At 67.2% G+C, this 12,415-nt stretch carries 14 protein-coding genes; 8 read left to right on the top strand and 6 right to left on the bottom strand.

What is annotated here, in order from left to right; translation table 11 throughout:
* Positions 1-8: 8 nt before the first annotated feature.
* The 3 genes from cysC to F3087_RS38580 form a co-directional block, all read right to left on the bottom strand.
* Complete coding sequence (cysC, locus tag F3087_RS38570; RefSeq protein WP_150407106.1) at positions 9-1,844, bottom strand: adenylyl-sulfate kinase; 1,836 nt, start codon at positions 1,842-1,844, stop codon at positions 9-11.
* A complete protein-coding gene (cysD, locus tag F3087_RS38575; protein ID WP_150407107.1) occupies positions 1,844-2,776 on the bottom strand; it encodes a sulfate adenylyltransferase subunit CysD in 933 nt (310 codons plus the stop codon). Before cysD ends, cysC begins: the two co-directional genes overlap by 1 nt.
* Positions 2,777-2,851: 75 nt before the next feature.
* On the bottom strand, positions 2,852-3,748 hold the full coding sequence (locus F3087_RS38580; protein WP_150407108.1) for a helix-turn-helix domain-containing protein: 897 nt from the start codon (positions 3,746-3,748) through the stop codon (positions 2,852-2,854).
* Positions 3,749-3,839: 91 nt separating this feature from the next.
* On the opposite strand from F3087_RS38580, the gene F3087_RS38585 reads away from it, so the two are divergent.
* Genes F3087_RS38585 through F3087_RS38595 form a run of 3 tightly spaced genes read left to right on the top strand, consistent with a single transcriptional unit; the run spans position 3,840 to position 6,984 of the window.
* Positions 3,840-5,003 carry a hypothetical protein gene (locus F3087_RS38585; protein WP_150407109.1) on the top strand — a complete coding sequence of 388 codons (1,164 nt, stop codon included), beginning with the start codon at positions 3,840-3,842 and terminating at the stop codon, positions 5,001-5,003.
* Positions 5,003-5,779, top strand: a complete 777-nt coding sequence (locus F3087_RS38590; RefSeq protein ID WP_150407110.1) for an SDR family oxidoreductase — start codon at positions 5,003-5,005, stop codon at positions 5,777-5,779. The genes F3087_RS38585 and F3087_RS38590 overlap by 1 nt, the downstream gene beginning before the upstream one ends.
* A gap of 41 nt (positions 5,780-5,820) precedes the next feature.
* Positions 5,821-6,984: a sulfotransferase family protein gene (locus tag F3087_RS38595; RefSeq protein WP_150407111.1), complete on the top strand. Its 1,164-nt coding sequence runs from the start codon at positions 5,821-5,823 to the stop codon at positions 6,982-6,984.
* A 165-nt stretch (positions 6,985-7,149) separates the two neighbouring features.
* Here the strand turns inward: F3087_RS38595 and F3087_RS38600 are convergent, their stop codons facing one another.
* On the bottom strand, positions 7,150-7,821 hold the full coding sequence (locus F3087_RS38600) for a PaaI family thioesterase (RefSeq protein ID WP_150407112.1): 672 nt from the start codon (positions 7,819-7,821) through the stop codon (positions 7,150-7,152).
* A 215-nt stretch (positions 7,822-8,036) separates the two neighbouring features.
* On the opposite strand from F3087_RS38600, the gene F3087_RS38605 reads away from it, so the two are divergent.
* Positions 8,037-8,693 carry an HAD family hydrolase gene (locus F3087_RS38605; RefSeq protein WP_150407113.1) on the top strand — a complete coding sequence of 219 codons (657 nt, stop codon included), beginning with the start codon at positions 8,037-8,039 and terminating at the stop codon, positions 8,691-8,693.
* Between the two features lie 647 nt (positions 8,694-9,340).
* Here the strand turns inward: F3087_RS38605 and F3087_RS38610 are convergent.
* A complete protein-coding gene (locus F3087_RS38610; protein WP_150407114.1) occupies positions 9,341-9,937 on the bottom strand; it encodes a TetR/AcrR family transcriptional regulator in 597 nt (198 codons plus the stop codon).
* A gap of 21 nt (positions 9,938-9,958) precedes the next feature.
* On the opposite strand from F3087_RS38610, the gene F3087_RS38615 reads away from it, so the two are divergent.
* From F3087_RS38615 to F3087_RS46240, 4 genes are all read left to right on the top strand, one after another.
* The gene (locus F3087_RS38615; RefSeq protein ID WP_150407115.1) at positions 9,959-10,327 is read left to right on the top strand and encodes a hypothetical protein; all 369 of its coding nucleotides are present in this window, start codon (positions 9,959-9,961) and stop codon (positions 10,325-10,327) included.
* Positions 10,324-10,815: an SRPBCC family protein gene (locus F3087_RS38620; protein WP_150407116.1), complete on the top strand. Its 492-nt coding sequence runs from the start codon at positions 10,324-10,326 to the stop codon at positions 10,813-10,815. Before F3087_RS38615 ends, F3087_RS38620 begins: the two co-directional genes overlap by 4 nt.
* Before the next feature lie 33 nt (positions 10,816-10,848).
* Positions 10,849-11,613, top strand: coding sequence for an alpha/beta fold hydrolase (locus tag F3087_RS38625; protein ID WP_150407117.1), 765 nt, complete (start codon positions 10,849-10,851; stop codon positions 11,611-11,613).
* A gap of 121 nt (positions 11,614-11,734) precedes the next feature.
* On the top strand, positions 11,735-11,896 hold the full coding sequence (locus tag F3087_RS46240; protein ID WP_191094349.1) for a hypothetical protein: 162 nt from the start codon (positions 11,735-11,737) through the stop codon (positions 11,894-11,896).
* Here the strand turns inward: F3087_RS46240 and F3087_RS38630 are convergent.
* Positions 11,890-12,363, bottom strand: coding sequence for a hypothetical protein (locus F3087_RS38630; RefSeq protein ID WP_150407118.1), 474 nt, complete (start codon positions 12,361-12,363; stop codon positions 11,890-11,892). The two genes, F3087_RS46240 and F3087_RS38630, sit on opposite strands and share 7 nt — an antisense overlap.
* Between the last annotated feature and the right edge of the window lie 52 nt (positions 12,364-12,415).

Consider the following 12,415-nt stretch of genomic DNA (forward strand, 5'->3'; position numbering starts at 1 on the left):
GCCTGGGACTATTCGAGACCGGAGAGCCGGGCGAGGATGGTGGCCGCCATCGCTGCCGGATCACCGTGATCGGGACGCAGGACGAGTTCGGGCTCGGTGGGCGCCTCGTACGGGTCGTCGATGCCGGTGAAGCCGCGGATCTCGCCGGCCCGGGCCTTGGCGTACATGCCCTTCGGGTCGCGGGATTCGCAGATCTCCAGGGGAGTGTCCACGAAGACCTCGACGAACGGGATGCCTGCCTCCAGGTGTGCCGCGCGAACGCGATCGCGGTCGGCCTGGTACGGGCTGATCAGCGAAACCACCGCCACCACACCGGCTTCGGCGAACAGGCGGGCGACTTCGCCGACGCGGCGGACGTTCTCGACCCGGTCCTCGGCGCTGAAGCCGAGGTCGGCGTTGAGACCGTGGCGCAGGTTGTCGCCGTCGAGCAGGAAGGCCGGACGCCCCGCCGCGACCAGGCGGCGTTCGAGTTCCACCGCGACGGTGGACTTTCCGGAGCCGGAGAGCCCGGTGAGCCAGACGGTGAGGCCGCGGGTCGCGCGCTCGTCCCGGCCGACCGCGGTGGAATGCCAGACCACCCGCGAGGACGGCAGGCTCGGGCCGGTGATCATGCCCGCGCCGACGGTGTTGTTGGTGGTGTCGTCGACCAGGATGAAGCTGCCGGTGAACCGGTTGCGCCGATACGGATCGAACAGCAGCGGCTGCCGGGTGCGCAGCTGGACGCGGCCGATCTCGTTGAGCGACAACGATTCCGCGTTCTCGTCCCGGTGCAGGGTGTTGACGTCGAGCCGGTAGTCCAGGGTCCGCACCTCCACGGTGGCGGTGCGGGTGGTGTGCCGGATGGTGTAGGTCGAACCCGGCGTGAGCTGGGTTTCGTCGGCGAACCAGCAGACCATCGCGTCGAGATCGCGTCCCGCGGTGGGCCGGTTGTTCGGCCGGCAGATCAGGTCACCGCGGGACACGTCGAGGTGATCGGCCAGCTGCATGGTGACCGCCTGCGGCGGAAAGGCTTCCGCGACCGGCTTGCCGCCCGGACCCCAGATCGCCTCGACGGTCGTGGTGAATCCCGAAGGCAGCACGGCCACTTCGTCGCCGGGCTTGAACACCCCGCCGACCACGGTGCCCGCGTAACCCCGGAAATCCTGGGCGTGGCTGCGGGTTACGTACTGCACCGGGAACCGCGCGTCGATCAGGTTGCGGTCCGAGGCGATGTGCACCTCTTCGAGATGGTGCAGCAGGGGAGTGCCCTCGTACCACGGCATGCTCGCGCCGCGGTGCACGATGTTCTCGCCGTCCAGCGCGGACATCGGCACGAAGGTCAGGTCGAAGATGTCGAGTTTCGAAGCGAACTGGGCGAATTCGGTGCGGATCTCCTCGAACCGCGCCTGCGACCAGTCGACCAGGTCCATCTTGTTCACGCACAGCACCAGGTGCGGGATGCCGAGCAGGCTGGCCAGGAACGCGTGCCTGCGGGTCTGCTCCACCACGCCCTTGCGGGCGTCGACCAGGATCAGCGCCAAGTCGGCGGTGGACGCGCCGGTCACCATGTTCCGGGTGTACTGGATGTGGCCCGGGGTGTCGGCGATGATGAATTTCCGCCGGGGCGTGGCGAAATAGCGATGCGCCACGTCGATGGTGATGCCCTGTTCGCGCTCGGCGCGCAGGCCGTCGGTGAGCAGAGCCAGGTTCGGGTAGTCGTCGCCGCGGTCGCGGCTGGTCCGCTCCACCGCGGCGAGCTGGTCGGTGAAGATCGTCTTGGAATCGAAGAGCAGGCGCCCGATGAGGGTGGACTTGCCGTCGTCGACGCTGCCCGCCGTGGCGAGACGCAGCAGGGTTGCGGTCATCAGAAGTAGCCCTCTCGTTTGCGATCTTCCATGCCCGCCTCCGAGATTCGGTCGTCGGCGCGGGTCGCGCCCCGCTCGGTGACCCGGGCCGCGGCCACCTCGGTGACCACCTCGGCGGGGGTGGCCGCGGTCGACTCCACGCAGCCGGTGCAGGTGGCGTCGCCGACCGTGCGGAACCGCACCGTCGTCTCGTGCGGTTCCTCGCCGTCGAGCAATTCCAGAAAGCGCGTGTGCGCCAACAGCATTCCGTCGCGCTGCACCACCGGGCGGCGGTGCGCGTAGTAGAGCGGCGGCAGGTCGATGCCCTCGGCGGCGATGTAGGTCCAGATGTCGAACTCGGTCCAGTTGGACAGCGGGAACACCCGAATGTGTTCCCCCGCACGGTGTCTGCCGTTGTAGAGGTTCCACAGTTCGGGCCGCTGGCTGCGCGGATCCCACTGGCCGTATTCGTCGCGGAAGCTGAAGACGCGCTCCTTGGCGCGCGCCTTCTCCTCGTCCCGGCGCGCGCCGCCGAACACCGCGTCGAAACTGCCCTCGTGGATCGAGCGCAGCAGCGTGGTGGTCTGCAATCGGTTCCGCGAGGTGCGCGGACCGGTTTCCTCGACGACCCGGCCCGCGTCGATGTCGTCCTGCACGCTGCCGACCACCAGTCGCAGCCCGAACCGCGCGACGGTCTCGTCGCGGAAGGCGATCACCTCATCGAAGTTGTGCCCGGTGTCGATGTGCAGCACCGGAAACGGCAGCGGCGCGGGCCAGAAGGCCTTGGCCGCCAGGTGCAGCATCACCACCGAGTCCTTGCCGCCGGAGAACAGCAACACCGGACGCTCGAAGGTTGCCGCGACTTCTCGGAAAATATGTGCCGACTCGGCCTCGAGCGCGTCCAGATGAGGCAGCTCGTAGGTGCTCGCCGTCGACTTTGCGTACTGGCTCACACCGCAAAACTAGAACACGTTTCGATTGTTGGCAACAGGTCGTGCCGTACCGGAATCGGCGGAAGACCGCGGGGGTCAACTCCAGGATGACTGCTGCGCCGGTCGATTACCACCCGAAGCGGTGGTCACGGCGTCCGCGGCGGCGACCAGAGCCGTTCCGCGCCGGTCGATTTCGGCGCCCGTGATGGACTTGCCGACGTACATGGTCAGCACCATGTTCTGCCTGCCGTCGCCGCCGTAGGTCGGCGCGGCCAGCAGGCTGACGGGATGTTCCTTGCGCGGGCGCAGATCCGTGCCGAGGTACACCCGCTCGCCGAGGCTGGTGACCAGCTCGCCGACCAGTTCGCGCAGGTCGTCGGGCAGGTCGCGGGCGGCGAACCCGGCCAGCATCGAGTACAGCCTGCGGCCCGCGGCGGTCAGGCTCTCGACCAGGTAACCGCGCTCGCGGCACTCGGCGACGATCTGCCGCAACCGCGCCTCGTCCTGCTGCAACGGCACCGTCGCCGGCTTGGCCAGCCAGGCGTCGAACGCCGCGTCGGTGTCCCACAGCACGTACATCAGTCCGACCGGCGGCGCGAAATGATAGGCCGCGCCGACCTTGACCAGGCCGGGCCCGGTGCTTTCCAGGACCATGATCTGCTCGCCGACCACGGCCGACGCGGTACAGGTCGTGCGGTAGCGCGCGGTGAGTTTCTCCAGCTCGGCGCGGGCGAGCGCGGAAATCGCGAAGCTGTCCTGGGCCACTCGGCCCGCGGCGATGAGGGCCGGACCGAGGCCGTAGGTGAGCGTATCGGCGTCGCGCACCAGGTAACCGCCCGCGGTGAGCTCGGTGAGAATGCCGAGGCAGGTGGGTTTCGCCAGGTCGAGGGCGCGGGCCAGCTCGGACAGGCCGTAGCGCTTGCCGCGCTGCTCGACCAGGAAATCCAATACCTGAACCACCCGCACGGTCGGTGCGGATCTACGGGCGACCATTGACCACTCCTAGAACACGTTCTAATCTTGCCTCAGACGAAATGTACCAGAGTGGTACGTATTTGGAACACCGCGATTCAATGGAGACCTTTTGCTGACACAGCCGTTCGCGGACGCCATCGCCGCCGCCGAGCAGATCATCACCGAGGCGGCGCACATCCGCACCGAACAGGACCTCGTCGAGGGCTACGACTACCTGGCGGGCAGCATTCGCGCGGCCTTACAGATGGCGTGGGCCTACGAGCGGGACTTCCCGTTCTTCGTCCAGTCCACCGGGCCGTACACCAAGATGGGCCTGGACAACCCGGACACCCTGTACTTCCACTCCTATGTGCGCCCGGACGCGGAATACGTGGTCACCGGAAAACGCGGCACCACACGGGATCTGAGCTTCCAGGTGCTCAACGGCAACTACTCGCCGGTGGACGTGCCGGACAGCCAGACCGCATTCGACGACCGTTCGCTGGAAATCGGGCCGGACGGGTCCTACGAACTCCGGCTCGGGCCCGGCGAATCGCGCCCGGGTTACGTGCATCTCGCGGCGGACTCGGCAATGCTGGTGGTCCGCGAGGTCTACAGCGACTGGGCCACCGAGAAGCCCGGCACCATCCGGATCGCGCGGGTCGACCGCGTCGGCGACGCACCGCCGCCGCTGACCAAGGACCTGCTGACCAAGCGGTACGGCGTCGCGGGCAAGATGCTCATCTCCCGGTTGCAGACCTTCCTGGCCTTCCCGGGCTGGTTCTATCTGAACCTGCCGGTGAACACGATGACCGAACCCCGTTCCACGCCGGGCGGTCTCACCACCCAGTTCTCCTCGGCCGGGCACTACGAGCTGACCGACGATCAGGCGATGATCATCACGGTGCCGAAATCCGATGCGCCGTACCAGGGTTTCCAGCTCGGCAGCATGTGGTACCTGTCGCTGGACTACATCAACCACCAGACCAGCCTCACCGCCGACCAGGCGCACGTGGACCCCGACGGCATGATCCGGCTCGTGGTCAGCGAGCGAAATCCGGGACTGGCCAACTGGATCGAACGCACCGGGCACGATCGCGGGTATCTCCAGTTCCGCTGGCAGCGCCTGGCCCGCGACATGAAGCCCGAAGACGGCCCGACGGTCGAGGTGGTGCCGGTCGGCGAACTGGCCCAGCGACTTCCGTTCCACGATCAGGCGAGCGTCACGCCGGAACAATGGCGCGCACGAATCGCGGTACGGCAGGCTGCCGTCGCGGAAAGGATGCTCGGCTGATGTTGCTGCAGGACAAGGTTGTTGTGGTCTCCGGGGTCGGCCCCGGACTCGGTCGCGCCATCGCGGTGCAGAGCGCCAAGGCGGGCGCCGACGTGGTGCTCGCCTCGCGCACCGAATCGCGGCTCACCGAGGTGGCCAAGGAAATCACCGAGCTCGGCCGGCGCGCGGTGGTGGTGCCGACCGACATCAACGACGAGGCCGCCGCCGTCCATCTGGTCGAGGCCGCGCAGAGCGCGTTCGGCCGGGTCGACACCCTGGTCAACAACGCCTTCGCGATTCCGCCGATCACCGATCTCGCCGACGTCGACCTCGATCAGGTGCGCGCCGGATTCGAGACCAATGTGCTGGCGGCGCTGCGGTTGACCCGGCTGTTCATCCCCGCGCTGGACGAGTCCAACGGCTCCGTGGTGATGATCAACTCGGCGGTGCTGCGGCACTCCCGGCGCACCTTCGGCCCCTACAAGATGGCCAAGGCCAGCCTGCTCGCCCTGGCCCAGAGCCTGGCCACCGAGCTCGGCCCGCGCGGGATCCGGGTGAATACCATTGCCCCCGGCTACATCTGGGCCGACAACCTGAAGTGGTACTTCAACTTCCTCGCCGAACAGCGCGGCATCACCGCCGACGAGGTCTACGCCGAGACGGCGAAGACCATCGATCTGCGCAAGCTGCCCGAGCCCGACGAGATCGCCGACGCGGTCGTGTTCTTCGCCTCGCCGATGGCGCGCGCGATCACCGGCGCGTGCCTGGACGTCAACGGCGGCGAATACCACCACTGATCGGGTGCGACTGTCTCGCACCACAACTGAGGAGATGAACGTTGATCGGTAGGGACGATGTCGGGACCATCGATGATCTGCACGCGTCGGCGACCAAGGTCGTCGGGCTGGCCGATTTCGGTGCCGACGACTACCGCGCCGGGCTCGAGGTGCTGCTCGAGTCCTATGCCAAGGACGCGGAGCTGACGCCGTTCGGCAACAAGGTGAATCGTGCGTTCCTGCGCGGGGCCCTGATCGCCCGGCTGCTCAGCGAGGCCGCGTGGCAACGCTTTCCGGAACACGCCGAGGTGGCGATCGAACGGCCGATCTTCGTGACCGGCCTGCCGCGCTCGGGCACGACCGCGGTGCACCGGCTGCTCAATGCCGATCCGGCGCACCAGGGTCTGGAGATGTGGCTCACCGAGATGCCGCAGCCGCGGCCACCGCGGGAGACCTGGGCGAGCAACCCGGTATATCAGCGGATCGAGGCGGCGTTCGAGCAGCATCATGTGGAGCATCCCGAATTCATGGGGGTGCACCATATTTCCGCCGACCAGGTGGAGGAGTGCTGGCAGCTGCTGCGGCAGTCGGCGATGTCGGTGTCCTACGAGTGCCTCGGGTATCTGCCGACCTACTCCGAGTGGCTGCGCGAGCAGGACTGGACCGACGCCTATCGCCGGCACCGGCGCAACCTGCAACTGATCGGCCTGCCGGACGCCGGGCGGCGCTGGGTGTTGAAGAACCCCAGTCATTTATTCGCACTCGATGCCATTTTCGAGGTGTATCCGGACGCGCTCGTCATCCAGATGCATCGCGATCCGCGCACCATCATCGCCTCGGTGTGCAGTCTCAACGAGCAGGCGTCGGCCGGCTGGTCGGACAAGTTCCGCGGGCCGGTGGTCGGCGGTGCGCAATTGGATCTGTGGGCGCGGGGCGCGGATCGGTTCCTGGCGGACCGCAAGCGGCACAATGCCGCTCAGTTCTGCGATGTCGACTATGACGACTTCGTCGCGGATCCGATCGGGACGGTCGAATCGATCTACCGGCACTTCGATCTGCCGTTGACCGAGGAGGCGACGTCTTCGATGACGGCGCTGCACGCGGAAAGTACCTCCGGGGCGGCACGTCCCGCGCATCGCTACACGCTTGCGGACTTCGGTCTTACTGCGGATCAGGTCGACGAGCGGTTCGCGGAGTATCGGGAGGCGCACTTCCCGGGGCGCTGATCGCGGTTGCCGCGCATGGCAATTCGTGCAGGCGTGCAGAGGGTGCAGTAATCGAGCCCGCGGGGCGACTTCGGTCGCGCCGCGGGCTCGATCGCGAAACAGGTTGGCCGGAGAGGCATCTCGTGCGCAGATGCAGAGCGCGCAAATCCGGAGTGGCTCGACGAGCTACGGCTGGCCCGGCTTGAGCACGATGAAGAGCGCGTTGGCCTCGGCACACAGTCGGTCGCCATCATGCAGGGTCGCCCGGACGTAGATCTTGCGGCCCTCGCGACGTTCGGCCCAGGCGCGCACCTTCAGTTCGGTGTGCAACGGAGTGATCGATCGGTAGTCGACGGTGAGCGACGCGGTTCGGGTCACTTCGCCGGCGTAGACCGCCGCGGCCATGCCGAGGATGTCGTCGAAGCCGATCGCGATGACGCCACCGTGCGCGGCGTTGTTGCCGCCGAGGTGGAAGGTGCGGAAGGTGATGCGGGCGTCGACGCCGTCGCGGCCGACATGATCGAACACGAACGGCGGCAGCGTGATGTTGCCCCGGCCGGGCAGATCGTGCCTGGTCCAGTTCGGCGTGGACCACTCGTCCACCTTCGCGGCGTCCAGCTTGTCGTTCAGCTGCTTGAGCAGGCCGATCGTCTCCACCGCCAGTTCGTCGGAGGGGGAGGACAGGCGCACGCGATCCATCAGCCCGCGCACCTGCTCGATGAATTCGCCGTAGTGCGGTCCGCCGCGGGTGATGTCGACACTCTGCTCGTGTGCGTTGATCAGCTCGCTCATCGGCCGGAACGCGCCCTCGTGGTGCTCCTTGCTGGGCAGCGAGTCACCGGCCTGTTGTTCGTCCATGCAGAACACGTTATAGGTTGCCCGCCGAGTGCTCACTTCGTGGGCGGCCGGACGGACCGGCGAGTGGGGTGGGAATCCTTCCGGGTGGCCTAGGCTGGTTCGCGATCATCGATCGTGGTTACTCAGGGAGGAACCAGAACGGGTGGCGGCGTGGACTCGATGACCGGCCACCACGCGGCGCACTGACCGGCTCGGCGGCGAAAGGCTTTGGGTAGATGAGTATTACGGCGGTTGTCTTCGACATGGACGGCGTACTGATCGACTCCGAGCCGGTGTGGGAACAGGTACGCCGCGACTACGTGGCCGAGCGGGGCGGGCAGTGGCTGCCCGACGCGCAGCAGCGGTTGATGGGCATGAGCACCCGCGAATGGTCGGAGTATCTGAGCACCGACCTCGGCGTCGACGCCGCGCCGGAGACGGTGGCGCGCGACGTGATCGAGCGGATGGCCGCGCATTACGACCACGAGGTTCCGCTGCTGCCCGGCGCGATCGACGCGGTGCAACGGATGAGCGAGCAGTGGCCGCTCGGCGTGGCCAGCTCCTCGCCGCGGGCGCTGATCGACGTGGTCCTCGGCCGCACCGGCCTGATCGAATTCTTCAACGTCACCTTCTCGACCGAGGAGGTCGACCGCGGCAAGCCCGCCCCCGACGTCTACGTCGCGGTCGCCGCCTTCCTCCGTCAGCGCCCCACCGACTGTGCCGCAGTAGAGGATTCGAGCAACGGCATGCGCTCCGCCCACGCCGCCGGCATGCGCGTCATCGCCGCCCCCCGCCCCGAATATCCACCCGCCCCCGACGCCCTGGCTCTCGCCACCCACGTCATCACCGACCTAACCGAACTAACCCCCACCCTCGTCACCGAACCCGCCTAACCTGCCCCGCCCAACCACGAGTGACGTCCCCGCCACATCCCACCGACAGCGCACTTAACGAGCCCCGGACGCACCCCAGTCAAGTCCCGCCCGGCCACTGGCTACGCGCCGAGCGGGACATAGCGCTGCCAAATCGCGAGTGACGCCTCCATGAGGTCCCGTCCGGCGGTCAGCCGTGCGCCGAACGGGGCATAGCTGCGCGGAATACGTGTCACGTCGGCGTGTGATCCGGTTCGGCGACCAATCGGGCTTGCCTACGCGCAGATCGGGACATGGTGGTGCCGATTCGTGGGTGTTGGCTCCGTGAGGTTCCGTTTGACGTCCGGCTGTGCGCTGAGTGGGACTTGGTTGCGCCGATTTGTGACTGATGGCTCCGTATGGTCCCGTTCGATGACTGGCTGCGCGCCAGGGGATATGGCCGGGAAATACGAGTCACGCCCGCATATGATCCGGGCCTCCGGCTGGCCGGCCGGTTCGTGTGCCGATTGGGACATGGTGGTGCCGAATTGCGAGTGTTGGCTCCGTGAGGTCCCGTGCGATGGCTGGTTGTGCGGCGAGAGGGACATGGTTGCGTGGAATCGCGGGTGTTGGCTCCATGCAGTCCCGTTCGGTGTCCGGCGGGGGGTGTGAGGTTGGGGGTGTTCTGGTTAGGGGGTGGGGGTGCGGTAGGAGGTCAGGAGGGTGCGGGCGGCTTCGGGGAGATCGGTGTCGAGCCAGGTGGGGAGGGTGGGGGCGTGGCGGCGGAGGGTGGCGTAGGGGAGGTCTACGACTACTCGGCTGATGGCGTCGACTTCGCGTTTGCCGGCGCGGCCGAAGAGGGCGGTGGCGAGGCGGCGGAGGTGTGCGATCAGCGGTTCGTTCATGGTGGCCAGGCGGGTGCGGAAGTCGTCGTCGGGGCCGCCGTCGAGTAGATCGCGGAAGCGGACGTTGAGCAGCAGCCTTGCGTCGTCGGGGAATTCGCGACCGAAGAGCAGCGCGGCGCGCACCATCGCGACGCCGGCCTCGACCGGGTCTGGGTCATCGGCGGCGGTCAGCACTCCGCTCTGGAACCGTTCGAGCGCGCGCAGCCAGGCGGCGGTCAGCACGCCGTTGCGGTTACCGAAGCGGTGATAGAGCGTGCCGACCGGCGCGCCACTGGCCTCGGCGATCGCCGCCACGCTGGCCGCGCGCGGTCCGTCGGCGAGTACCAGGGCGCGCGCTGCGTCGAGGATCACGTCGGTGTCGTGCTTGCGGGGAGGTGCCATGTACTAGTACGTTCCTTCTATATGGAGCGTTTGTCCTACATTGATGAGCATGCCAGATCGATCGACGCGAATCGCGACCGGGCCTGGAAAGCACTGCTGAAAGTTATCTGCAAAGACCCGAATGATCCGTCCACCGTGCCGGGCGGTTTCGTGCTCGACGCCGCGGATGCCCCCGCTCGGCTGGCGCTGAAAGGCCGGCACTGGTTCTCGGAGTACGCCCTGGTCTTCGAGCTGGATGACGAAGGCGCGAGCCGGACCCGCGTGCGCGCCGAATCCTGGGCGAATTTCCCTGGGCTGCACGGCAAGATCTACCGTGCCCTGGTCATCGGCAGCGGCGGGCACAAGCTCGTGGTGCGCCGGCTGCTCCGCCAGATAGCCGCGGCGGTATGATCACCGGACTGGTCTGGGGCTCGACCGCGGCCGAGTGTGCCGGCTCGATGCCGTGTGATGAGTTGAAACCCGATGGGCTGCAAGTGGATCGGGCGATCAGCATCGATGCCCCGGACGGCTTGGTCTACGCCTGGCTGTGCCAATTGCGGGTAGCGCCCTACAGTTACGACCTCCTCGATCACTGGGGCCGCCGCAGTCCGCGCCATCGCGACCCCCGGCTCACCGAACTCGAAGCGGGGCAACGCTTCATGGATCTGTTCGACCTGGCCTCCTTCGAACCGAATCGGCACATCACGCTCTTCACCGGGAGAGTCGCCGTCACCTACGCCGTTCATCCGGAGGGCGCCGGTACTCGTCTGGTCGTCCGGGCGCGGATGAAGGCGCCACGGGCACTCGGACATCTGCTCGCCATCGGCGACCTGGTCATGATGCGCAAGCAACTGCTGACGCTGAAAGGCCTGGCCGAGGCCGAAGCGCACGGCGACTAGCGCTGTTGATCTTGAATCGAGCATGATCGACGGATGGCATCAGAGGTACAGCTCGGCGAGGTCCGGACTTGGTATGACGAAACCGGCGACGGTGAACCGGTATTGCTGCTGCACGGCGGCTTCGTGGATTCGCGCTCGTTCGAGCCCGCCGTCGCCGGACTGGCCGAGCACTTCCGCGTCTTCCGGATGGATCGCCGCGGACACGGCCGCACGCCCGACGTCGAGGGGCCGATCTCCTACGACCTGATGGCACAGGACACCATCGCGTTCCTCGACCAGGTGGTCGGCGGGCCCGCGCACCTCGTCGGGTACAGCGACGGCGCGATCGTCGCACTGCTGGTCGCGATGCGCCGGCCGGACCTGGTCGGCAAGCTCGTCTCGATCAGCGGAAATTTCCACCGTGACGGCATCCTGCCCGGCGTGCTCGACGGCTTCGGTCACGAGGAACCGATGCGGCGCTTGGCCGCTCGCTACGGCGAGGTGTCGCCGGACGGCGAGGAGCATTTCGCCGTGGTCGCCGCGAAGCTCCTGCGGATGGCGCGCGAAGAACCGACCATGGCCGTCGAGGAACTCGCGGGCATCGGCAGCCGGACCCTGGTGATCGCCGCGGACGACGACGCGATGAGCCTGGAGCACACCATCGCCCTTTACCGCGCGATCCCGGATTCCGAACTCGCCGTCGTCCCCGGCGCCTCGCATCTGCTCGTCGTCGAAAAGCCCGCCGAGGTCTACCGCCTCGTCGGTCTCTTCCTCACCACCGACGCGACCCAGACCTGGCAGCCGATCCGCCGCGCCTGATCGAATCAGACGTTTCCATCCGGTAGCAGAAACCGGGTCGCGCTTGCGCGCGCAAGACATTTCGGCAAATTATGCGCTAACGGCATCGCTGTTGGTCATCCGACCGGTCATGCTGAGCGGTATGGACTTCATGAAACCAGCTGAACAACTGTTAGCGCAGGTTGCGGCCAGGTTCGGTTCCGCAGAGGCCTTCCTCGACAAGCTGGCGGAGGTGCGCGCGCAAGCAATGGACGACACGGTCGAGATGCCGCGTGTCGCCGGCGGGTTGCCTACTATTTACTGAAACTGGTGAAGTTCGGCTACATCGAACTTCCACAGCTCGAACCCCTCGGGCACGTTGTCGCCCACCGAGATCCGGTCGTGCGCCCACTTGCCCGCCAGTGCGTGCAGGTCGGCGCCGCCCTCGGCGGTGAGGATCGGCAGCGGATGCAGGCGGCGGCGCAGCGCGTTCTCCCGCACGGTCGCCTTGTCCACGTACCCGAGTTGATCGTGGTTGACGATGTAGCGGCCGGTGCAGCCGTGTTCCGGCGGGATCAGCGGCGCTACCGAACCGGCGGTGGCGTACAGATTTTCGCGGCCGAGCCGCTGCCGCGCCCACACCACGCGCGCGGGTGTGCTCAGCAGCCGTTCGATGCCCTGAACGGCGTGATTGCCGATCCGGGCGTGTTCCTCGAGCTGGGTGTCCGGCTCCACATAGCCGATCAGCCGGTGGTCGTCGTCCAGGAGCACTGCTCGATAGAACTGCCGCACGTGGCCGGATTCCTTTCGGAGGTAAGCGATTTCGTAGCATGCTCACACGCGA

Source organism: Nocardia colli (assembly GCF_008704205.1).
GTDB lineage: Bacteria > Actinomycetota > Actinomycetes > Mycobacteriales > Mycobacteriaceae > Nocardia > Nocardia colli.